The organism is Lachnoanaerobaculum sp. OBRC5-5 (genome assembly GCF_000296385.1).
Lineage (GTDB): Bacteria > Bacillota > Clostridia > Lachnospirales > Lachnospiraceae > Lachnoanaerobaculum.
In genome coordinates this window covers 2,759,984-2,783,388 of the sequence record NZ_JH815185.1, presented here as the reverse complement: position 1 = coordinate 2,783,388, position 23,405 = coordinate 2,759,984, and the positions used below count along the sequence as shown (strand labels likewise).

The following is a 23,405-nucleotide window of genomic DNA, read 5'->3' as shown; positions in this document are numbered from 1 at the left end:
ACTTTTTTACAGATGTATAAAACATCCGTCTCCTTTCTAAAATTAAGTCTAATACAATACGCTCAAATTTATATTATCTACCGTAATAAGCGTCCAAATACAGCTCTTTGATCTCGCTTATAAGCGGATATCTCGGATTTGCCGGAGTACATTGATCATTAAATGCCTGCTCGCTCATCTCATCCAATGTGTCTAAGAAGTATTTTTCCTCTACACCATAAAGTGCTATAGTCTCTTTTACTCCTATAATTTTCTTTAATTCCTCTATTTTAATTATAAAGTTTTCAAATATCTCATCATCATTTTTTCCTGTTACGCCACAGTATTTAGCAGCCTCTACATATCTTGCCTTTGCCTTAGGATACTCATACTGTGAGAATGTTCCCATTTTTGTAGGTGCATCAACGGCATTATATCTCATTACTCTTGTAAGAATAACGGCATTTGCAAGACCGTGTGCTATATGGTGGAATGCACCGAGCTTATGTGCCATTGAATGGTTGATACCAAGGAATGCATTTGCAAAAGCCATACCTGCAAGGCATGAAGCATCCGCCATCTTCTCTCTTGCAATCGGGTCTGCACTTCCGTTTTCATATGCTGAAGGAAGGTAATCAAACACAAGTTTCATCGCTCTTAATGCAAGTCCGTCCGTATAATCTGTAGCCATTATTGATACATATGCTTCAAGAGCATGTGTAAGTACGTCAATTCCTGATGCGGCTGTAAGTCCCTTCGGCTGATCCATCATATTGTCAACATCCACTATCGCCATATTCGGAAGAATCTCATAGTCTGCTATAGGCCACTTTATTCCTGTATCCTTATCTGTAATGATGGCAAAAGGAGTAACCTCACTACCTGTACCTGATGATGTAGGAACCGCAACAAAGTATGCCTTCTCACCCATCTTAGGGAACTTATATACTCTCTTTCTGATATCCATAAAGTCCATTGCCATGTCTTCAAAGTTAACTTCAGGATGCTCATACATAACCCACATTATCTTTGCGGCATCCATAGCTGAACCTCCACCGAGTGCTATAATTACATCCGGCTCAAATGAAGCCATTGCCTTTACACCCTCTCTTGCACACTGAAGTGTAGGATCCGGTGTTACATCATAAAAGCAAGTATGTCTTATACCCATCTCATCAAGTTTCTTTGTAATAACATCTGTATATCCGTTCTTATAAAGGAATGTATCTGTTACTATAAACGCTCTCTTCTTATGCATTACATTTCCAAGCTCATCAAGCGCTACAGGCAGACAACCTCTCTTAAAGTATACCTTTTCAGGAGTTCTAAGCCACAACATGTTCTCTCTCCTTTGTGCTACAGTTTTTATATTTATAAGATGCTTTACGCCTACATTCTCTGAAACAGAGTTTCCACCCCATGAACCGCAACCTAAAGTAAGTGAAGGTGCAAGCTTGAAGTTATACAAATCACCGATACCGCCATGAGCCGCAGGAGTATTTACAAGTATTCTGCAAGTCTTCATTGCTCTTTCATGAATAGCAAGTTTTTCCTTCTCATTTACATCTATATAAATAGCTGATGTATGTCCGTAACCGCCGTCTGCAACAAGTCTTTCAGCCTTAGCTATAGCCTCATCAAATGTCTTTGCCTTATACATTGCAAGTACAGGTGAAAGCTTTTCATGAGCAAACTCTTCGCTTATATCAACAGACTCCACCTCACCGATAAGTATCTTTGTACTTTCAGGTACGCTTACACCTGCCATTTCCGCAATTTTAAATGCAGACTGTCCAACGATTTTTGCATTTAGTGATCCGCCTACAATAATAGTCTTTCTTACCTTATTAAGCTCATCTTTCTTCAGAAAATAACAACCTCTGTATGCAAACTCTTTTTTTACTTCATTATATATACTCTCCATTACGGTTACAGACTGCTCTGAAGCACAAATCATTCCGTTATCAAAAGTCTTTGAATGTATTATTGAGTTTACAGCCATCTTAATGTCAGCTGTTTCATCAATGATAACCGGAGTATTTCCCGCACCTACACCTATTGCAGGCTTACCTGATGAGTAAGCTGATTTAACCATTCCCGGACCGCCTGTCGCAAGTATAATATCAGCCTCATGCATTACTTCATTTGTAAGCTCAAGTGAAGGTACATCTATCCAACCTATAATGTTCTTTGGAGCGCCCGCTTTTACAGCTGTTTCCAACAGAAATTTAGCTGTATAGTTTGTGCAGTCCTTTGCTCTTGGGTGTGGGCTTATTATAATGGCATTTCTTGTCTTAAGTGCCAAAAGGATTTTAAATATAGCTGTCGATGTAGGGTTTGTTGTTGGAATAACAGCCGCTATAACACCTATAGGCTCGGCAATTTTTCTTATACCGAAAATATTGTCCTCTTCAATCACTCCGCATGTCTTAGTGTCCTTATATGCATTGTAAATATACTCTGCAGCATAGTGGTTTTTGATAACCTTATCTTCCAAAACTCCCATTCCGGTCTCTTCTACCGCCATCTTTGCAAGCGAGAATCTCTCTTTATTGGCAGCCATAGCTACCTCATAGAATATTTTATCAACCTGTTCCTGAGAGTAGGTCGCAAATTCTCTCTGAGCTTCTCTCAGCTCTTTCATCCTGATACTTAAGTTATCGATATTATCCACAATAAAATTCTTATCTGCCATATTTCCTCCGACATAATAAAATGAATATTTCGTTATTTTTTTAACACAGTTAGATAATACTATATTGTTATTTTTTTGTCAATATGATATTTCAAATTTTATTCCTTTAATCATTGAGTTTCTAAAGAAATAATATTATAATTTCTTTAGAAAGGAGGTTTTATGCCGATAATTAAATCAAGTACAGACTTACGTAACAGCTACAATGATATATCCACATTTTGTCATAACACAAACGAACCTATATTTATTACCAAAAACGGTCGAGGTGACTTAGCCGTTATGAGCATTGACTTATATAATAAATTAACAAGTAAATATGAACTATATAGGCTTTTGGAACAAAGCGAAGATGACTTTTCAAACAGTCATACATTAAGTTTTGAGGAGTCCATGAAACGTCTTCGAGAGGGATTAAATGATGGAACATTATAAACTTATTGTTTCAGAAAATTATCACCGTGATATAAAAAATATATTACATTATATTTCTCACAACCTTGGTTCACCATCCACAGCATTAGAACTTCTTGATGAAGTAGAAAACTCTTTATCTTCATTATCAACTTTACCATACCGTTTTAATCTGTCAGATGATGCTTATTTAAATAGTAAAGGTTTTAGAAAATGTCTTGTGAAGAACTACATTATCTTTTATAAAGTTATTGAAGATAGTAAGACTATACAAATCCATAGAATTCTTCATTCACAACAGAATTGGTTGGAGATATTATAAAACTTTAAAATAGCCACCACACCAATACGGTGCAGTGGTTATAAACTATTTTATTCACATGGCAACTCTATCCAATTCTTACCTCTTATTTTTGATTTACATTTTTCTGATGCGCTTTAATCTTTTTTATTGCCCAATCATAATGACTTGCAGTTGCACTTACAAAGTATGAACCAAGCGCACTTCCTCCGACCCATTTATAAACACCTTTTGAAAAGAGTTCTTCATTTGTAAATTTTTCAGCTAACGCTAATACATCACTATGTGATTTATGAACCATTTTAATTGCGTCTTCAAGAGAAGTATTTTGATGTTTCTTCCAAAATTCTACATTCATATCTCCATAAGTTTTCCAGTTATACGGTTCAGGCAAAAATGGTTTTTCTTCTCCCTTTTGATTGGAATGTACCCAATTCAAAATAAGCTGATGCCATTCATAGAGATGGATTAAAACATCTCTTAAGTTTTTATCTCTTTTCCAATGAGCTTCTTTTTTCTTTTCATCTTTTGAAAAATCAAACGGTGTGTTTAACTCTTCCTCTGTCATCTTTGAAATAAGTAAATTTAGCTTTTCATAGTTTTCCTTAGCAGCAGTCATTAAATCATTTTTTGTCGTTGGTCTTGGCATAACAAATTCCCCCTATTTCACTGAATATCTTAATATAGTTTTTTGTTTTTCTTCTGTTGTCCTGTTTTTATTACTTAGATATATTTCTTTATGAAAATCACCTATTCTTCTAAGATTAAGTTTTCTTGCAAATTCATTCATCTGTTCAAATGATTTTGGCTCCTCATCATAACTTCCAACATGTAAAATCTGAATAGATTTACCCTCTTCTATTTCTCTAAAACTCATCTCATCATACAATGCGTTAGGCTTTTTCTTTTTTATATTCTCAAGTGCCTTTGTGAATATCTCTTGTGTAATAAAATCAGGTTGTTTAATCATCAATGTGTATTCCAGTTTATTTTTATCAAGCTCTTCTCCATTTACTTTTTTCCAAAATCCCTCTAGTGGATATACCGTAAAATCTGCAATCTCGTTATCAGTTTTATTTTTCATTGAATTTTTAAACAACATTTTAATGGCATAAGCAAGAGAATATAAAGCGGATATTCTATCTGAAAAATCTACTTCATTCGGATTTCCTTTACCTTTTACCAAAATAAATTTTTGCTTTGGCACTTCTACAATGACAGGTTTTTGCTTTACGCCATAAATATTCTTTTCTTGCTTTCTCCACTCATATTTCATTATCAGGTCCTCCCTTTACAATTGGTTAATTTTATTATACAGGAGGATACTTGACACCATTTGTCATATTATATATTTTTCTGCCATTTTATTTATCATTTCTTTAATCTGCATTCGTATCTCTTTCGGTTCTAATACTTCCGCTCCATCTCCGAAAGAAAAAATATAATTGTATAGGTTATAGTCATTCGTTATTTCTATTTCTGAATATAAATTTCCATCATTATCTTCTATGATTTCTCCGTTTATCTCATCATATACTCGAAAGGCAACTTTACGATCAAACTTAACTTTTATATGCACCGTGTTCTCGTGTGGCATTTCTTTCTTGAGAATTGTATCTTCAAAGCTGTCATCAAACTTTTCAGTATGGATTTCTAAATTCTTTGTACGGGACAATTTGAAATATCTAAAATCATTTCTAAGTAAACAGAAAGCATATAGATACCAGTCCTGACTCTTGAAAAGTAGTCTAACGGGTTTAACTCTTCTACTTGTTTCTTTTTCATTACTGCTAAAATATGTGAATGAAATAATGTTTTTACTTAAAATTGCAGATTTAATATCATTAAACGTTTGTTCATACAGCTTATTGTTTTGCCAATTATTAAAATCAACCTCTATCCAACCGGTATTTTTCATTTTGAAGAGCGCGGAAAGTTTTGTTAGAAGCTCATTCTCATGCTGTATTGCGGTATTATCCAATCCTTGAAGAGCTGACATAATTTGTTGTTTCTCTTTTTCAGACAGTAGTGATTTACTAAGAACAAAATCCTCAGCAATTTCTATTCCACCACCCTTTCCTTGCAACGCATAAACGGGAATACCTGCACTACTGATAGAGTCAATATCTCTATAAATTGTTCTGACTGATACCTCAAATTTATCAGCAAGTTCGCTTGCTGTAACTTTTCCCTTTTCCAGAATATAATATAGTATCCTAAACAGCCTATTATCTTTCATCGTCTTAACATCTCCTATAATTATTATATCACAATAACCGGACATGTATTGTCATATTTTCATAAAAACTCTTAATCCTCCGAAGATATACTCTAACCACTTCTCCATTGATTACCTAATCATCATTAAGTAGTACTGAAACTGTAGGGAATATAGTTATTCAACATTAATATATGTCACAGAAGTGACACTAAAAAAGAGAAAGATCCAATAAAAACAGAGCCGGCCACTCGCCGGCTCCTTTTTATAGGAAAATACATATAAACTTTGATTATCTTTGCACTCTACCCGAGCCGTCTCCGCCTGCAAGGCTCTCAACATCTTCTCTTGTTACAAGGTTGAAATCTCCCGGGATTGTATGCTTAAGTGCTGAAGCGGCTACAGCAAACTCAAGTGCCGACTTAAAGTCTTTCTTATCGCAAAGTCCGCAGATAACTCCTGCTGCAAATGAATCACCACCGCCTACTCTGTCTACGATCGGAGTTACATGGTATTTCTTTGAGTGATAGAACTCTCTTGTGCTTCCGTCCATGATACAAGCAGACCAGTCATTATTTGAAGCTGAGAAGCTCTCACGAAGTGAGCTTATAACGTACTTAAACTTAAACTGATCACACATCTGATTGAAGATATCCACATATCCGCTAAGCTCAAGTTCTCCTGCTGTAACATCTGTATTGCCCGGCTTAAATCCGAGAACCTTCTCGGCGTCCTCTTCATTACCGATACATACATCTACATACTGCATAAGATTTGTCATTATTTTCTTTGCTTTCTCTGATGACCAGAGTTTCTTTCTGAAGTTAAGGTCTACAGATACTGTAACTCCGGCCTTCTTGGCAGCCTTAAGAGCAGCCTCTGTAAGCTCTGCCGCACTGTCTGAAACTGCAGGTGTAATACCTGTAAAATGGAACCAATCTACATCTTTGAAAATCTCATCAAAGTCAAACTCATCCACCTTAGCTGTAGAAATAGAAGAATGTGCTCTGTCATATACTACATTTGAAGCTCTCATCGCTGAACCTGTTTCAAGGAAGTAGATGCCCACTCTCTCTCCGCTTCTTGAAATATGCTTTGTGCCTACATTGTACTTACGAAGAGTTGCAATAGCCGCATCACCTATAGGATTCTTAGGTAATGCACTTACAAAATCCGCTTCATGTCCATAGTTTGCAAGTGAAACGGCAACATTAGCCTCACCGCCGCCATAATTGATATCAAACTCATCAGCCTGAATAAACTTCTCATTGTTTGGAGTTGATAATCTGAGCATTATCTCTCCCATTGTAACTATCTTTGACATATTTTCTCCATTCAAAATAAAATCTTACTTTCTTGCCGCCGCTACCGCCTCAACAAATTCCTTTGCCTTTGCTGTTATAGCTGCGAAATCACCTGTAGCCGCGCCCTTTGTAAGAGATGAACCTGTACCTACGGCACATGCTCCGGCCTTTAACCACTTATCTACATTGTCAACGTCCACACCACCGCTCGGCATGAAATCTCCCTGTGGAAGAGGTCCCTTAAATGAGCTTATTGCACCCGGTCCTACTACATTTCCCGGGAATACTTTTATGATATCGCATCCTGATTCAAGCGCTGTGATAGCCTCTGTAGGTGACATAACACCCGGAAGCATAGGAACTCTGTATCTGTTGCAAAGCTTGATTGTCTCTACATTAAGTCCCGGACTTACAACATAGTTTGCACCTGCCAAAATTACCGCTCTTGCTGTTTCAGGATCAAGTACTGTACCTGCACCGATAACTACCTTATCATTATTTCTGTACTTCTCAGACATAAACTGTATAAACTCTACAGGGTTTCCCTCATCCATAGTCATAGTGATCTCAATAAAATTTATTCCTCCTGCAACAATAGCATCTATGACCTTCTCGCCCTGCTCTTTGTTCTTTGCACGAACAACTGCAACCAGACAATCTTCTTTCATTCTTGTAAGAACCTGTTCTTTTCTCATTTGAACCTCCATAAATAATATATCAACATCCGTATATACGAATAGCAATTCATATTTGCGATATATTGATTGTAGTTAACTTTTTTATCATTGTCAAGGCATAAAACCTAAAGATTTTGATATTTCAAGTCCCCTTTTTTTTAATATCTCTCCAAGCGCATTATAATCCTCATCTTTTCTGTAAAGACTTGAAGCCGAGACAGCTCCTATACACTCTCTTTTTTCATCAAATATAGGTACTCCGACACATTCCATATGTTCTTCAAGCTCTCTCTCATCCAGTGCAAATCCTCTTTTTTTTGAGAGCTTGACATTTTCTACAAGAGCATCCGCATCTGTAAGTGTAAATCTTGTTACAGGCTTAAAATCTATTTCCCCGGCTATACTTCTTATCTTGTCTTCACTCATAGTACTGAGTATGGCTTTTCCGAGAGAAGTATTGTATACCGGATTCTTAGTACCTATAGTCGCTGTAGTTATTATAGGGTTTTCCGGCTCACACTTTGATATATATACTATTTTATTACCTTCCAGCACACCGAAAAAGCAGGTCTTTTGCAATTCCTTTGAAAGCTCCTTCAGTGCAGGCGCTATGATTTCAGAAATATTTCTGTTATTGGTATAGCTCATACCGATTCTGTAAGCATTTATGCCTATCTTATAGCTTCTTTTAATGCCGGTATTTACTTCCAGCATTCCCATATGAACCAATGTAACCAGTATGTCATAACAACTGGTTCTTGGAATGGATAGCTTCTCACAGATCTCATCCATTTCAAGACCTTCTCCGGATTTAGCTATAAGCTGCATTATTTGTATACTTCTTTCAGTGGTCCGATTTATTTTCATAAATAAAATCCTTTCGGTTGTCATAGACGGAAACCCACTACTCTTGGGTGGTGGGAGGAGTCTTGTAATTTTTTAACCATTACCCTTGGCTTTCGATGTACTTTTGAATTGTAGATGACGATACTTCCCCAATACTACAAGCAAAATAACCATCAGACCAAAAGATGTGTTTCTTCAAATACTGTTTGGAAAGAAAACTGTTATATTTAACCCATAAACAATGAGTTGTTTCTTGCTTGATGGTTTTTACGATATCACAGATCTTATCGGTAGTGTCATAACTGACCGGAAAATGTATATGGTCTTTGTCAGTTTCCATAGCAATTATTTCCCGATTATGAGATTTACAAATATCGAATATCTTTTGTTTTACATCGTCAGCAATGTTGCTTCCCAGTAGCTGTTTACGATATTTGTCACTAATAGGATATGTACTTTTAAACTGTATTTACGCCTGTTATGACGACTATATTTATTATCCATAATATTACCTCTAATTATTGATTTTCACTAATTGTCATTATATAATATTTTTAGTGAATATCAATGAAAGGAGTACATATGGAACAGATAACTGTTACAGCAAAAATTCAAATAGTTCCAAGTGATGATGATAAAACATTACTTAATACAACTATGTCTGCCTATACAGATGCTTGCAATCATGTTTCAAACTATGTATTCCGGACGCACAATCTAAAGCAGTTTGCTCTTAACAAGGTGCTGTATTCTGATTTAAGAAATAGATTCGGTTTAAAATCTCAAATAGCTCAATCTGTTTTAAAGACTGTGATTGCCAGATACAAAACCATTCTTGGAAATCAGAATGAGTGGATTAAACCTAACTTCACAAAACCACAATATGACCTTGTTTGGAATAGGGATTATTCTCTTACGAATCATTGCTTTTCCGTAAATACTTTAGATGGACGTGTAAAACTGCCATATTTTGATAAGGGTATGTCTAAATATTTTGACCATAGTATTTATAGTTTTGGTACAGCCAAACTTGTAAATAAGCACGGCAAGTATTTTTTACACATACCTGTAACTTATGAAGTGGAAGAATGTGAAGATGCTGAAATCTGCAATGTTGTTGGTATTGACAGAGGTATTAACTTTGTCGTTGCAACCTACGACAGTAAACATAAGTCAGGCTTTTTTAGTGGTAAAACCATTAAACAGAAACGTGCTCATTATTCTAAACTTCGCAAAGAATTACAGATGCGTAGGACTCCATCTGCCAGACGTAGAATAAAAGCGATTGGTTCACGAGAAAACCGTTGGATGCAGGATGTCAATCATCAGGTATCGAAGGCACTCGTGGAGTCTAATCCAAAGTATACTCTCTTCGTCTTAGAAGATTTAAGTGGAGTTCGTTCTGTTACTGAACGTGTACGAACAAAAGACCGTTATGTATCTGTATCATGGTCGTTCTATGATTTAGAGCAAAAGCTAATTTACAAAGCAAAACAGAACCGGTCTCTCGTATTAAAAGTAGACCCTCGTTATACGAGTCAATGCTGCCCTGTTTACGGACATATTGAAAAAGCCAATCGTAACAAGAAAATACATTTGTTTGCTTGTAAAAACTGTGGATATAAATCAAACGATGACCGCATTGGAGCTATGAATCTATACCGTATGGGAATCAACTATCTAACCGATAGCCAAGTACCTAGTATAGTTACAGCAGAGTAAATCTTTGTTGTAAATGGTGTTGTCAACCACCCTACGATGTAACGCCACTTTAGATAGCAATATCTATTGGGGCCTAAAGGTCGGAGACGTAAGCCGTTACTACGACTGGGCAGTTACAAGCCCATTACCTTTAGGTGATGGGTAGTTGACTAAAGAGTTACTCCCTGTTTAAAGATTGCAAAATCATGGAATCCCGCAATTTCAGACTTTACTTTCTTTCCGCTTGCCACATCCAGCACCAATTTGAAAAGCTCGTTTGCAAGCTCTTCCTTGGTTTTATCCTCAACCATTCTTCCGGCATTAAAATCTATCCAATTTCCCTTGCCTTTTGCAAGCCTTGAGTTGGTAGCAATCTTTAATGTCGGAACCGGTGAGGCAAAAGGTGTTCCCCTTCCTGTGGTAAAGAGCACTATATGAGCTCCGCTCATTGCAAGCGCCGTAGCGGCAACAAGATCATTTCCCGGTGATGAAAGCAGATTAAGTCCCTTTGTTTTTACGGTATCTCCATAATCAAGTACATCTACCACTTTAGCACTTCCGGACTTCTGTGTACAGCCCAAAGACTTATCTTCCAGTGTGGATATACCGCCTGCCTTATTTCCCGGTGAAGGATTCTCATAGATTGTCTGATTATGATTTTTAAAATACATTTTAAAATCATTGATAAGAGCTACCGTCTTTTCAAAAGTCTCCACATCTTTACATCTTTCCATCAAAAGAGTTTCCGCTCCGAACATCTCCGGTACTTCCGTAAGTATTGTGCTTCCTCCCTTTGATATAAGAATATCCGAAAACTCTCCGACTATCGGATTTGCTGTTATTCCGGAAAGTCCGTCAGAGCCTCCGCATTTCATCCCGATTATAAGTTCGCTTGCATCTATTTCTTCTCTCTTTTCATCGGCTATATTATTTATAAGCTCTTCTATAAGGGAAAGTCCGGTTTCTATCTCATCTTCAACTTCCTGAGATACCAAAAATTTCACTCTGTTTTCATCTATATCACCGAGATAGTCTTTAAGCAAAGGAATATTTGAATTCTCACAGCCAAGCCCCAGTACAAGTACACCTCCCGCATTAGGATGATTTATCATATCCGCAAGTATATTTCTGGTGTTTTCCTGATCGTCACCCATCTGTGAGCAGCCATATGGATGTACAAAAGCAATTACATCTTCCACACTTCCCTTTATAAGAGACTTCGCTCTTCTTTCAATTGCCTGTGCCACATTGTTGACACAGCCTACTGTCGGAATAATCCATATCTCATTTCTCACTCCCACCTTGCCGTTTTTTCTCTTAAATCCGAGGAAGGTTTCATGAGCGGTTTCTTTTATCTCTTTAACCTTTGGAATATATTTATATTCAAGTAAATCACCAAGTGCTGTTTTTATATTATGAGTATGTATCCAGTCACCGGCTTTTATATCCTCTTTTGCAATTCCGATTCTGTTTCCGTACTTTATAACATCCTCACCGGCTTTTATATCCTTAAGTGCCACCTTATGTCCGGCGGGAATTTCACTGTTTGTCTCTACTATCTCGTTTCCTATAGTTATTTTTTCTCCCTTTGACAATGCATTCAATGCCACACATACATTATCCAAATCATTGATTTTGATATAATCCATTTCCTTTATCTCCTTGCCAAATACTCGTATTGAGTTTATAATAAATGTAAGCGTTTACAATCGCATTATACATGGGATTTTTATTCCTTGTCAAGATAGATGTAGATTGTAACGAATGAATTTATAAAGCTTATATTTTTTTATATTACCGGTGAATTATGAATATATATGATATTGCAAACAGGGCAAATGTCTCCATAGCTACAGTATCAAGAGTTATCAATGACAGCCCGAAGGTCAGTGAAAAGACCAGAAAAAAAATTCATGATATTATGGAGGAGCTTGGCTATACTCCGAATGTATTTGCCAGAGGGCTTGGACTGAACACTATGAAGACCATAGGCATTCTATGTTCGGACCCTTCCGATATCTATGTGGCAAGAGCTCTGTCCTATTTTGAGAAAATGCTCAGGGAAAACGGCTATGACTCACTTTTATGTTGCAGCGGCTATGATACAAAGAATCTCAAAAAATATATAAATATACTTATCTCAAAAAGTGTGGATGCTGTTATTATGATAGGTTCAAAATATATATCCGCAAAGGACAATAAAAATCTGATAAAAAGTACAGCAAAATCCTTGCCGATATTTTTAATAAACGGATTTTTAGAAGGTGAGAATGTATATTGTTCTTATTATGATGATTTTAATGCTACAAAAATAAGTGCAAATATGTTATATAATAGTGGCAAAAGTAATTTGCTCTTTCTTTACAATTCCACATCTCAATCCGCCAAAAGAAAGCTGGACGGGTTTATATCAGGATGTAAAGAGCTGAAAATCAAAAGTGAAAACTATGCAACTCATTTGTGTGAGGAAAATGATATAGAAAATATTACTCTCTCGCTTGGAAAGTTTACCAAAAAGTTTTTTTTACCCGACGGTATAATCGCCTCAGATGATTTTCTTGCGATGACAGCATTAAAATTTGCAAAACAAAACAGTATTTCGGTTCCTGATGAACTTTCAATAATTGGATATGACAATTCGATTTTTTCAAAAATATCATATCCCGAGCTTACCACTGTTGACTCAAGGCTTTTTGATTTGTGCAGTCACAGTGTAAAAACTCTTTTGGAGGTGTTTGACGGACAATTCCCTGAAAACATCTGTATACTTGAGCCGTCTATTATAGAAAGAGATACTTTTAAATCGAAGAATTAATATTCTCAAACTTAATATGCATATGACTACTGTAAATGTAGTTATTTATAAATTTTACTTTATACAGCCGTTTGGCTAAGGAGGTTAACATGAAGAATTTTATGGATCAGGATTTCTTACTTGATACACAAACAGCAAAACATCTTTATCATGACTATGCGGAAAAGATGCCGATAGTTGACTATCACTGTCATATAAATCCACAGGAGATTTATGAGGATAAAAAATTTGATAATATCACTCAGGTATGGCTTGGCGGCGATCATTACAAGTGGCGTCAGATAAGATCAAACGGTGTGGATGAAAAACTTATAACAGGTAGTGAATCATCTGACAGAGAAAAGTTTGATGCATGGGCCGCTACATTGCCGAAGCTTATAGGTAATCCGCTTTATCATTGGTCACATCTTGAACTTCAGAAGTATTTCGGATTTAAAGGTCATCTAAGTCCTGAAAGCGCTGATGAGGTTTGGAATCTCACAAAAGAAAAACTTGCTACAGATGAATTAAGTGTAAGAAATATTATCAGAAATTCAAATGTTAAGGTTATATGTACTACAGACGATCCTATAGATTCTCTTGAATGGCATATCAAACTCAGAGAGATCAAAGATCTTGGATTTAAAGTGCTTCCGGCATGGAGACCTGATAAGGCTACAAATATTGAAAAGCCTGATTTTGCACAATATATTGCAAAGCTCTCCGAAGTAAGCGGTGTATCTGTAAAAGACTTTGCCTCTCTTAAGGAAGCATTGAAGAACAGATTGGAGTTTTTCCACAGCAACGGTTGCTCCGTATCAGATCACGGTGTTGACTTTGTATACTATGCTCCTGCAAGTGAGAACGAAGTTGATGCTATATTAAAGAAAAGACTTGCAGGCGAGGATGTAAGTCTTACAGAGCAGTACAAGTTTAAAACTGCACTCTTACTCTCTCTCGGAAAAGAATATCACAGATTAAACTGGGTAATGCAGCTTCACTTCGGTTGTAAGAGAAACAACAACACGGCAATGTTCAATAAGCTCGGCCCTGATACAGGATTTGATGCTATAAGCGGATATGCTCCTGCAGATCAGCTGGCAGATTTCCTTAATGCTTTAAATTTAACAAGTGAACTTCCAAAGACAATACTTTATTCCCTTAATCCGAATGATGATGCCGCTATCGGTACAATAATCGGATGCTTCCAGGATTCAAGTATCGCAGGAAAAGTTCAGCAGGGTTCTGCATGGTGGTTCAACGATCACTATGAGGGTATGAGAGCTCAGATGAAGTCTTTGGCCGCACTTGGTTGCTTAGGAAACTTTAACGGTATGCTTACAGACTCACGTTCATTCCTTTCATATACAAGACATGAGTACTTCAGAAGAATACTCTGCCAGCTTATAGGTGAATGGGTTGAAAGCGGTCAGTATCCGAATGATGAGAAAGCTTTAAAGGAACTTGTAGAGAATATTTCATATAATAATGTAATGAGATATTTTGAGTTTTAATAATTTATTTTAATATAAAACAGTCCCCAGCTCCCGGTTGTGAGTTCGGGACTGTTTTTTTCTGTGCCCTCAAAAATCAAGCCCACAACACTTGACATCAAAACAAAAAAAAGTCTGACCGAAGTCAGACATAAGTAAATAGCGACGGGGAGATTCGAACTCTCGACACTACGGGTATGAACCGTATGCTCTAGCCAACTGAGCTACGTCGCCATATGATTATATTCATGCTTTGCATGAAAAATGGGACCTACAGGGCTCGAACCTGTGACCCTCTGCTTGTAAGGCAGATGCTCTCCCAGCTGAGCTAAGATCCCGTCACGTTTAACGCCATGTAAGTATATAAAATAATGCTCCTAATGTCAAGCGTTATTTTAATTTTTTTCTAAAAAAATGCATCCGAATTTTAAATCAATAATCCGGATGCAGGTTTTTCTATTTAGTTAAATCCATACAACTTATTTGCAATCTTATATCCGGCTACGGCAATACCTTTTCCCACTTTTCCGGGGAGATTCATAGTCTGTCCGAGGACTCCGTATCTTATCCTCTTATAAAGTCTTGGATTGTGGTCCTTCAGATAATCCCAAAGTTCTTTCTTCTTTTGCATATTTTCCTCACTCTTTGAGCGAATAGCAAGTATGGAAGATATTACCATCATTATCTCAAGATAGCTTATAAGATACTTTTTAAGCTTTTTATTTGCAACATCATAAGGATTAAATGAATCAAGCATGATCTTTGTTACTCTTATCTGCTGATCTATTCTTCCGATCATCACCTGCTCATTTACAGATTGATCCTCTCTACCGATATAGTATCTGTAAAGGTTTACATCCATATAGTAAATATCCTTTACCGCCTTTAGAGGCTGATATACGAAGATATTGTCCACATAGAATGTGTGCTTTGGAAGGTCAAGTTTATTCTCTATAAGAAGCTCTCTTTTGTATATTACAGAATGCATAAGAATATACTGTCCTGTGTGGAAAGGCTTAATATCCTCCCATTCAAACTTCTTATTTATAGGCAAGTTTCTCTTATAGGTCATTACCTTTTTCTTCTTTGCACCGTCCTTATCATAGACAAAGTTGCAAAGAAGCATATCAATATTTTCCTTATCTCTTATAAACTCTTTAAGCTTATTGAGTACTTCCAAAAACGACTTTTCATCCAGATAATCATCCGAATCCACCACTTTAAAAAACTCGCCTGTAGCGGCTCTAAGTCCGAACATTACAGCATCACCATGTCCGCCGTTTTCCTTGTGGATTGCTTTGCATATAGTAGGATATTTTTTCTCATACTCATCCGCTATTTCAGCCGTATTGTCCTTGGCAGAACCGTCATTTACTATCAATATCTCTACATCTTCCTTACCTACAAGCAAAGAATCAATACACTTTCTCATATATGCCGCTGAATTAAAGCATGGCACCGCTATACTCAAAACTTTCATTGCTCAACCTTTCTGTTTATAAAATATATTGTACCTATTAAAGCAAATATTATACTGATTGCCACAGTTACCACTAAAATCCCTATATTTTCTTCATTCTCACCCAACTTAGCATAAATTGAAACAATTGTATTTCCACTCATATGTATGAATATAGGAATCAAAATACTCTTTGTTTTGTGATAGGCAAATCCGAGGAATATACCCAGAAGTGTAGCATATATACCCTGAACTATATTTCCATGGTAAATACCGAATAACAAAGATGATATAAGTAAACCTGCCACGAAATTATATTGATGTTTAATTCTGTTAAAAATCAAACCTCTGAATATTATTTCCTCAACTATCGGTATCAATATTCCGGCACATATTATTGTGACAATAAGCGGATTACTTGTAATCGTATCGCTGACTTCCACAAATGCCGTATCCTTACCTGCCATATTTGTCAATGCTATAACGATATTTAATGCAATTGAAACGCCTGCACCGCCTACAATGGCCATAACAAAATCCATTGCTTTAATTTGACCGCGCTTTTCAATTCTGCCGTTCTTAACATCAATATTGAAAAAGAGACTTAGAACTACAGAAGTAACCACTGCACATATCGCAGTAATAACAAGTGCATTTGCCTTTAAAACATCCATCATCGCATTAAAATCGCGAGCTCCCTCAAGGAAACCAAACAGTACTGCAAGAAACATTCCCAAAGAAGACTGAATGGCCGTATAAATAAGTATAGGATAAAAACTTATCCCAAATGTATAAAAAAATTTCTTCATTACCCTAGTATATCCTATATCAATTAATAATCCAATAAAAATTGTATTAAAATTAATTTATCACAAAAAATGTCCGATATTACCGGACATTTTAAAACAAAAATTTTATTCACTTCTTAGTGCATCTATCGGATTTAGGCTTGCAGCTCTCATAGCCGGCATATATCCGAATATAAGTCCAATTGCTACAGATACGCTGAATGAAATTATAACTGCATTTAAATTGGCAGGTGATGAAATATTCATAAATCTGCCTATAGTAGGGCTGGCAATACAACCCAATACAATTCCCAGCGAACCTCCCAGTGTACTCGTAACCAAAGCCTCTATGACAAACTGTTGCAGTATAACACCTCTTCTGGCTCCAAGCGCTTTTCTGATACCTATTTCTCTCGTTCTCTCAGTAACGGATACCAACATGATATTCATAACTCCCACACCTGCAACAAGAAGTGAAATACCGGCAATAGCTCCTATAATAGTACTCATAAGTGCAAGCTGTGTATTAATTTCCCCAAGCATCTGACTCATAGATTGAACAAAATATGTTTCTTTTTGAGTATAGATAGTTTTTAGAAAATCCTTTAAAAGCTCCACCGCCTGATTGCTCACCTGAGTATTTACCGTAGCAAAAATATAATAATCAGGTACTGAAGTTCCGTTTAACTGTCCTGCTGTGGAATAAGGCATAAATGCAAAGTCATCACTTCCCCTTGCCGACAACTGTGTTTTATCCTGTCTTTGTACCACACCTACGACAGTAAATGCCGAACCGTTTATCTTTACAGTCTCTCCTATTGCCGCCTTTGGCGAACCGAAAAGCTTACTTGCCACATAGTAACCTATTACAACCACCTTTTGTCTGGATACCATATCCGCATAAGATAAAAATCTTCCTTTTTCCAATTTATAATTCTTTAGTTTACCATAGTACTCACTTACACCTGTAACTGTGGTGGTGGTGGTTTTTTCACTTCCCACCTTTATAGTTCCGCTAACGCTGACCTGTGGAGTCATTTCCGAAAATACATCCCTATGCTCATTGAAAAAATCATACATCTGATCGACGGATGCCTGTCTTGAAGGCATATTTACCAAATTCACAGTGATAGTATTTGCTCCCATATCCATAAAGGATTTAATCATATTATTCATATATCCCATCATTACACTGACAAGTATAACAACTGCCGATACACCGATAATAAGTCCCAGCATTGTAAGGAACGATCTCATTTTATTTGCAATAATACTTTTTATTGCCAGTTTAAACGATTGCAGCATACTCCTCACTACTTCCATCAAAATTTATTTTGCCATCAGCTATTCTGATAACTCTCTTCGCCTCCAGCGCAATGGCATTATCATGGGTAATCATAATAACGGTATTTCCCTCTTCATGGATTTTCTTAAAAAAATCCAAAACCTGACGGCTGGTCTTTGAATCCAGGGCACCTGTAGGCTCATCTGCCAAAATCAGTGAAGGATTTGCAGCCAGAGCTCTTGCAATACTCACTCTTTGCTGCTGTCCTCCTGAAAGCTGATTTGGCATCTGCTTTGCTTTTTCGGCAAGTCCCACCTTTTCAAGTGCTTCCATTGCCCTCTTTTCTCTTTCATGATTTGAAACATGTGCGTACAAAAGCGGCAGTTCCACATTTTCCAAGAGATTCATTCTGGGCAAAAGATTGTATTGCTGAAAAACAAATCCTATCATCTTATTTCTGATATCGGCAAGTTGATTGTCACTAAGCTTTCCGACATCTTTTCCGCCCAAAAGATATTTACCTGATGTAGGCACATCCAAAGCACCTATAATATTCATAAGAGTGGATTTGCCGGATCCCGACTTACCCACAATTGCAACAAACTCTCCCTTGTCTATATCAAGAGTTACACCGTCATTGGCATAAACAGTCTCACCACCCATTTTATATTCTTTTCGAATGTCTGTCATTTGGATAAGTTTTTCCATTACTCTCCTCCGGCTCCTGCATCGGCACCGCCGGCATCAGCCCCGGCACCGCCCGCTCCGGCTGTATCGGCTCCGCCTCCTTCTGCAGGTGCGCCTCCTCCGCCCATGCCGTCCATTCCGTCTGTTCCCGTATCCATACTTGCGCTCTCGTCCACATAGACCTCATCACCTTCATTAAGTCCTGATGTAATCTGTACAAAATCCGCATTTATAACTCCGGTAGTTACTGTAACCTCTTTAAAACCTGCAGGGATAAGGCCGTCTCCACTTGAAGCCGCACCGCTTGCATCTGCACTCTGTGTTGCCGAGGTATCTTTTACATAGACCTTATTTCCTCTCATAAGAGCACCTGAAGGTATTGTAAGTGCATCCTTTGCAGACTCAAGTGTAATATATCCGTCCACATTCATTCCCGGTAAAAGATTATAAGTTTCATCAAGTGTTATTGTAACAGGATAGGTTGATACACCGTTTTGGCTTGTACTCTCAAGGCTGACATTGGTAACCGTTCCCGAATATTCCTGATCCGGGAACGCATCAGACTTTATTCTTACCTTCTGTCCGTTTTGAACTTTTGTAATATCCTTCTCATCCACACTCATTTTAAATGTATATGAGCTCATATCGTAAATAACAGCCATATTGGTAGCCTTGTTGTTTCCGCCTGAGCCCACCTTATCCCCGACCTTATAGTTCTTTGATATAACTTTTCCGGAAATAGGTGATTTAATAGTATACTCGTCATAGGTTTTCTTTGCAGTGGCAACTCCCTTTTGTGCCGCATCCACATTTCCCTGTGCGGTATCTAAAGCATCCTTATAGGTTTTTAAAAGTTTCTCTGCGGACTCTGCAGTCATCTTAAAAATAGGTGTTCCGACTTCTACATAATCACCTACATTCACCAATACACTTTCTATCTGTACACCTTCAGCCAGGTCTGCACTCATATCAACATTTGTTGTAGCCTCAAAAGTACCGTCTCCTGTAGAAGTAATATTTCCGACTGTAGCATTTGCAGTTGTCTTATCTGTAAGTCCTCCAGGATTACTTACTTCGAACGTAACATTACGAACAAGTCTTCCTCCGTCCATTGTCTGATCCATACTTGATATGGAAATTACTTTTCCCTCTATCTGCTCTCCTGTTTCCGTAAGAGTCAAAGTTCCTGTCATTCCCGCCTGAATATTCTGTGCCTCCATACTTAGGAAAGGAATACGAATATTCATCACAGTATCATTATATATGGTGGCAAGCTTTGTACCTCCGCTTATCTTATCTCCTGCCTGAATACTCAACTCCTTGATATAGCCCTTTCTTGTAGAGCGATACAGATTACCGGAAAAATCCGCCTTTGCTTTTGCAAGGTCTTTGTTGGCCGTAGCATATCCGGTATTTGCTTTACTAAGAGAATTATTTGAGGAATTTATATCAGATTCAAGACTTGACTTATCTATTTGATAGAGTACCTGGTCCTTATTAACCATATCACCTATCTCAAAGTCCGCCGAGATAATATCTCCAGATACAAGCGCAGTTATATTATAAGTGTCCTTAGGTGTTATAGTACCTGAAGAGGATATCTCTGAAGAGATATCCTGCTTTGATGCTATTGCTGTAGATACAAATGTACTCTTGTCAATATTTACAGCCTGCCTTGATTTCATAAAGAAAAATCCACCTACGCCAATGGCTATAATTGCAGGTATAATAATAAATCTTTTCTTCATTTTTTCCCTCACTAATCTGCTATATAATCAACTATCGTGTAGCTTACAGATCCATCTTCAGAATTATTTATATCTACGACTAAAGTAACATCATCATTAACCTTGATACTTCCGTAGATAGAGAATGCAAATTGCATATCGCTGTTTGCAATTTTGTATGTTTCTCCGTCTATAGTCACAGATGTAGGTGTAAGTGTAGATGTTGACTCATAGTATATACTCTCAACAGTACCATGTACAGCCTTCTTGCCGTTTGTAGCATCCGTATTCTCATCATATGCCCAGATAGTCTTTGCAGCTGCCGAATAGTATATTACAAGGCCTACATCCGATGATACCATCAGGCTCTTGAATCTGTCCGCACCTACGCTGCTTCCGTCAACAAAGAGATTCGCATCCTTATAGTCAAAAGGAACCGCCTGTATCAATTGATTTACAGACTTTACCACCTTAGGTCCCTTAAGCGAATTGTCGGCAAGCTTTAAAGGATTTACCTCCTTATCGCTGTTTAACTCACCGCCGAATACGGTTGCAATATATGCTCCGCCGTCTTTCATATTTGTTTTTAACATATTATAAAAGAGATTTATACAATCTCTTACCTTAAGATTTGAAGTAGGTGTAAGTGATGTAAGGTTCTCATTTAACTCAAGGAAACCGTACTTTGCCATTCTCTTATTGTTTGCATCACCTGCAAAATCACTTGCCTGATATCCGAGTAAAGCAAGTACTCCTCTTACAGCATCATTCAATGTTACATTATCATTAGGCTTGAAGTTTCCGCCTAGATATCCTGTCATATATCCCTGCTCCGCCGCCATCTTTATAGCGGAAGCATTTTCATTATCCTTAGGAACATCATTAAATACCGATACATTGCTTGTCTTTGTAAGTACGGAACGATATGATGAAGCCTGTACAAGCATCTTTGCGAACTCACCTCTTGTGACATATCTGTCTATATTTCCGCTTACAAAGGTTATACCCGTAAGACCTATTACTTTTTTTCTCAAATCAAAATTTGAACTTTTTGCAAAAACAGTACCTGCACCAATACTCTGTGTAGCCAATACGGAAGCCAATCCCAATGCTCCCATTTTCATTAATTTACTTCTCATATAACCTCCGTTATCTGCATATTAACGCGCTTAGTATTATATCGCAATCATTCCCGTATTCAATAATAATCACGAAATATTCATATATTTTTTTGCTAATCTTTATCAAGCTTATTGTATCAGCTTAATAATACACATAATACGCTATTTGTTTTTCAAAGTCAATTAACGCTATATGAATTATCTTTGTATATTATTTACGGTTTATTTAATAATGTTGAGAATGATTATGCAATCTTATCAGCATTTCTTAAATTTATAAAAAACGCCCAAGGCAAAAGCCTTGAGCATTAATAAAATCTATTTATTTTTCAACCAATAAACTCTTTCCTGTCATTGCAGCCGGTTTTTGTAATCCCATAAGCTCAATCAATGTAGGCACTATATCGCAAAGTCTTCCGCCCTCTGCCAGAGTATACTTAGGATCCGCATTTACCAAAATGAACGGTACAGGATTTGTAGTATGAGCTGTATGCGGCTCACCTGTCTCCTCGTCAACCAAAGTCTCACAGTTTCCGTGATCTGCACAGATAAACATCACTCCGTTGACTTCCTTGATAGCCGCTACAGTCTTTCCGATACACTCATCAACCGTCTCCACAGCCTTTATAGCCGCATTTTCGACAGCTGTATGACCTACCATGTCAGGGTTTGCAAAGTTAATGATAATAACATCATACTTACCGCTCTTTATGGCAGCTACAAGCTTATCACATACCTCATATGCGCTCATCTGCGGCTTCAAATCATATGTAGCAACATCCTTTGGTGAGTTTACAAGAATTCTGTCCTCTCCCTCGTTAGGCTCTTCCTTTCCTCCGTTAAAGAAGAATGTAACATGAGCATATTTCTCAGTCTCGGCAATTCTTACCTGCTTCATACCGTGCTCCGCTATAAACTCTCCGAAAGTATCCTTTATCTCTTCCTTCTCAAATGCAACAAGCTTATTACTGATACTCTCATCATAATCTGTGAAACATACAAATGTGGTATCAAGTCTCTTTCCTCTTTTAAAGCCGTCAAAATCGTCTACGCAGAATACTCTTGTCATCTCTCTTGCTCTGTCAGGTCTGAAGTTAAAGAAGATAACAGAATCATTATCTCTGATAACCTTTACACCGTCATTATCTACAGAGAAAGGTACAACGAACTCATCATTCTTACCTTCGTCATATGACTCCTGTATGCCTCCTGTTGCGCTTTTCTTTAAGTTTCCGCCCTTAGTCATAACAGAATAAGCCGCTTCAACTCTGTCCCATCTGTTATCTCTGTCCATTGCATAGAAACGTCCCATTACGGAAGCTACTTTACCTACTCCAATTTTAGCCATCTGCTCCTCAAGCTCGGCTACAAATTCCTTTCCCGATGTAGGAGGTGTATCTCTACCGTCAAGGAATGCATGAACATAAACTTCTTTTAATCCGTTTCTCTTTGCAAGCTCCAACAATCCGTAAATATGTGTATTATGGCTGTGGACACCGCCGCTTGAAACAAGTCCCATCAAATGAAGTGCGCTGTTATTCTTCTTTGCATTGTCAACTGCGGCAAGAAGCGCCTTGTTCTCAAAAAAGTCTCCATCCTCTATAGCCTTTGATATTCTTGTAAGCTCCTGATATATAATTCTTCCGGCACCCATATTCATATGGCCTACCTCCGAGTTACCCATCTGACCGTCAGGAAGACCTACAAAAAGTCCGCTTGCCTGTCCTTCTACAAAAGGATATTCCTTCATCAAGCTGCACAGATTAGGTGTATTTGCCTCAAACACCGCATTGTGATCATGTCCTTTTCTAAGTCCTAAACCGTCCATTATACATAATACTACAGGTCTTTTTTCCATATATACCTCGTTTTCTATCAAACAGTTTATAGCTGTTTGAATAAATGCTATTAGTCAG

Annotated in this window: 20 protein-coding genes, 2 tRNA genes and 1 pseudogene; 5 read left to right on the top strand and 18 right to left on the bottom strand. The window is 37.3% G+C overall.

What is annotated here, in order from left to right:
* Window positions 1-73: 73 nt before the first annotated feature.
* Window positions 74-2,674, bottom strand: a complete 2,601-nt coding sequence (adhE, locus tag HMPREF1135_RS12900) for a bifunctional acetaldehyde-CoA/alcohol dehydrogenase (RefSeq protein WP_007595906.1) — start codon at window positions 2,672-2,674, stop codon at window positions 74-76.
* A gap of 162 nt (window positions 2,675-2,836) precedes the next feature.
* On the opposite strand from adhE, the gene HMPREF1135_RS12895 reads away from it, so the two are divergent.
* Together HMPREF1135_RS12895 and HMPREF1135_RS12890 are read left to right on the top strand one after the other, a co-directional pair.
* On the top strand, window positions 2,837-3,109 hold the full coding sequence (locus tag HMPREF1135_RS12895; RefSeq protein WP_007595904.1) for a type II toxin-antitoxin system prevent-host-death family antitoxin: 273 nt from the start codon (window positions 2,837-2,839) through the stop codon (window positions 3,107-3,109).
* A complete protein-coding gene (locus HMPREF1135_RS12890; protein WP_007595902.1) occupies window positions 3,093-3,410 on the top strand; it encodes a type II toxin-antitoxin system RelE/ParE family toxin in 318 nt (105 codons plus the stop codon). Before HMPREF1135_RS12895 ends, HMPREF1135_RS12890 begins: the two co-directional genes overlap by 17 nt.
* Window positions 3,411-3,495: 85 nt before the next feature.
* Here HMPREF1135_RS12890 and HMPREF1135_RS12885 read toward each other — a convergent pair whose 3' ends face one another.
* From HMPREF1135_RS12885 to tnpA, 7 genes and pseudogenes are all read right to left on the bottom strand, one after another.
* The gene (locus HMPREF1135_RS12885; RefSeq protein ID WP_007595900.1) at window positions 3,496-4,038 is read right to left on the bottom strand and encodes a ClbS/DfsB family four-helix bundle protein; all 543 of its coding nucleotides are present in this window, start codon (window positions 4,036-4,038) and stop codon (window positions 3,496-3,498) included.
* Window positions 4,039-4,050: 12 nt separating this feature from the next.
* Window positions 4,051-4,665 carry a GyrI-like domain-containing protein gene (locus HMPREF1135_RS12880; RefSeq protein WP_007595898.1) on the bottom strand — a complete coding sequence of 205 codons (615 nt, stop codon included), beginning with the start codon at window positions 4,663-4,665 and terminating at the stop codon, window positions 4,051-4,053.
* A gap of 63 nt (window positions 4,666-4,728) precedes the next feature.
* Window positions 4,729-5,628 (bottom strand): helix-turn-helix transcriptional regulator, encoded by a 900-nt coding sequence (locus tag HMPREF1135_RS12875; RefSeq protein ID WP_007595891.1) that lies wholly within the window; start codon window positions 5,626-5,628, stop codon window positions 4,729-4,731.
* 271 nt (window positions 5,629-5,899) lie between these two features.
* Window positions 5,900-6,931 (bottom strand): sugar kinase, encoded by a 1,032-nt coding sequence (locus HMPREF1135_RS12870; RefSeq protein ID WP_007595890.1) that lies wholly within the window; start codon window positions 6,929-6,931, stop codon window positions 5,900-5,902.
* 24 nt (window positions 6,932-6,955) lie between these two features.
* Window positions 6,956-7,606: a bifunctional 2-keto-4-hydroxyglutarate aldolase/2-keto-3-deoxy-6-phosphogluconate aldolase gene (locus HMPREF1135_RS12865; protein WP_007595889.1), complete on the bottom strand. Its 651-nt coding sequence runs from the start codon at window positions 7,604-7,606 to the stop codon at window positions 6,956-6,958.
* Window positions 7,607-7,699: 93 nt separating this feature from the next.
* Window positions 7,700-8,455, bottom strand: coding sequence for an IclR family transcriptional regulator (locus HMPREF1135_RS12860; RefSeq protein WP_007595888.1), 756 nt, complete (start codon window positions 8,453-8,455; stop codon window positions 7,700-7,702).
* A 79-nt stretch (window positions 8,456-8,534) separates the two neighbouring features.
* A pseudogene (gene tnpA, locus HMPREF1135_RS14490) lies at window positions 8,535-8,938 on the bottom strand (IS200/IS605 family transposase).
* Between the two features lie 78 nt (window positions 8,939-9,016).
* On the opposite strand from tnpA, the gene HMPREF1135_RS12850 reads away from it, so the two are divergent.
* Complete coding sequence (locus HMPREF1135_RS12850; protein WP_007595887.1) at window positions 9,017-10,156, top strand: RNA-guided endonuclease TnpB family protein; 1,140 nt, start codon at window positions 9,017-9,019, stop codon at window positions 10,154-10,156.
* Between the two features lie 149 nt (window positions 10,157-10,305).
* Here HMPREF1135_RS12850 and HMPREF1135_RS12845 read toward each other — a convergent pair whose 3' ends face one another.
* On the bottom strand, window positions 10,306-11,784 hold the full coding sequence (locus HMPREF1135_RS12845) for a UxaA family hydrolase (RefSeq protein WP_007595885.1): 1,479 nt from the start codon (window positions 11,782-11,784) through the stop codon (window positions 10,306-10,308).
* A 158-nt stretch (window positions 11,785-11,942) separates the two neighbouring features.
* On the opposite strand from HMPREF1135_RS12845, the gene HMPREF1135_RS12840 reads away from it, so the two are divergent.
* Together HMPREF1135_RS12840 and uxaC are read left to right on the top strand one after the other, a co-directional pair.
* A complete protein-coding gene (locus HMPREF1135_RS12840) occupies window positions 11,943-12,950 on the top strand; it encodes a LacI family DNA-binding transcriptional regulator (protein ID WP_007595883.1) in 1,008 nt (335 codons plus the stop codon).
* 89 nt (window positions 12,951-13,039) lie between these two features.
* On the top strand, window positions 13,040-14,443 hold the full coding sequence (gene uxaC / locus HMPREF1135_RS12835) for a glucuronate isomerase (RefSeq protein ID WP_007595882.1): 1,404 nt from the start codon (window positions 13,040-13,042) through the stop codon (window positions 14,441-14,443).
* A 139-nt stretch (window positions 14,444-14,582) separates the two neighbouring features.
* On the opposite strand, the gene HMPREF1135_RS12830 is transcribed toward uxaC, so the two are convergent.
* From HMPREF1135_RS12830 to gpmI, 9 genes are all read right to left on the bottom strand, one after another.
* A tRNA-Met gene (locus HMPREF1135_RS12830) sits at window positions 14,583-14,656 on the bottom strand.
* 31 nt (window positions 14,657-14,687) lie between these two features.
* Window positions 14,688-14,760: transfer RNA gene (locus tag HMPREF1135_RS12825), tRNA-Val, on the bottom strand.
* A 122-nt stretch (window positions 14,761-14,882) separates the two neighbouring features.
* Complete coding sequence (locus HMPREF1135_RS12820; RefSeq protein WP_007595881.1) at window positions 14,883-15,902, bottom strand: glycosyltransferase family 2 protein; 1,020 nt, start codon at window positions 15,900-15,902, stop codon at window positions 14,883-14,885.
* On the bottom strand, window positions 15,899-16,690 hold the full coding sequence (locus HMPREF1135_RS12815; protein ID WP_007595872.1) for a CPBP family intramembrane glutamic endopeptidase: 792 nt from the start codon (window positions 16,688-16,690) through the stop codon (window positions 15,899-15,901). Before HMPREF1135_RS12815 ends, HMPREF1135_RS12820 begins: the two co-directional genes overlap by 4 nt.
* Before the next feature lie 105 nt (window positions 16,691-16,795).
* Window positions 16,796-17,974, bottom strand: coding sequence for an ABC transporter permease (locus tag HMPREF1135_RS12810; RefSeq protein ID WP_007595870.1), 1,179 nt, complete (start codon window positions 17,972-17,974; stop codon window positions 16,796-16,798).
* Window positions 17,958-18,662, bottom strand: coding sequence for an ABC transporter ATP-binding protein (locus tag HMPREF1135_RS12805; RefSeq protein WP_007595868.1), 705 nt, complete (start codon window positions 18,660-18,662; stop codon window positions 17,958-17,960). The genes HMPREF1135_RS12810 and HMPREF1135_RS12805 overlap by 17 nt, the downstream gene beginning before the upstream one ends.
* Window positions 18,662-20,389 (bottom strand): efflux RND transporter periplasmic adaptor subunit, encoded by a 1,728-nt coding sequence (locus HMPREF1135_RS12800; RefSeq protein ID WP_007595867.1) that lies wholly within the window; start codon window positions 20,387-20,389, stop codon window positions 18,662-18,664. Before HMPREF1135_RS12800 ends, HMPREF1135_RS12805 begins: the two co-directional genes overlap by 1 nt.
* Before the next feature lie 11 nt (window positions 20,390-20,400).
* The gene (locus HMPREF1135_RS12795; RefSeq protein WP_007595866.1) at window positions 20,401-21,507 is read right to left on the bottom strand and encodes an S-layer homology domain-containing protein; all 1,107 of its coding nucleotides are present in this window, start codon (window positions 21,505-21,507) and stop codon (window positions 20,401-20,403) included.
* A gap of 304 nt (window positions 21,508-21,811) precedes the next feature.
* The gene (gpmI, locus tag HMPREF1135_RS12790) at window positions 21,812-23,347 is read right to left on the bottom strand and encodes a 2,3-bisphosphoglycerate-independent phosphoglycerate mutase (RefSeq protein ID WP_007595865.1); all 1,536 of its coding nucleotides are present in this window, start codon (window positions 23,345-23,347) and stop codon (window positions 21,812-21,814) included.
* Between the last annotated feature and the right edge of the window lie 58 nt (window positions 23,348-23,405).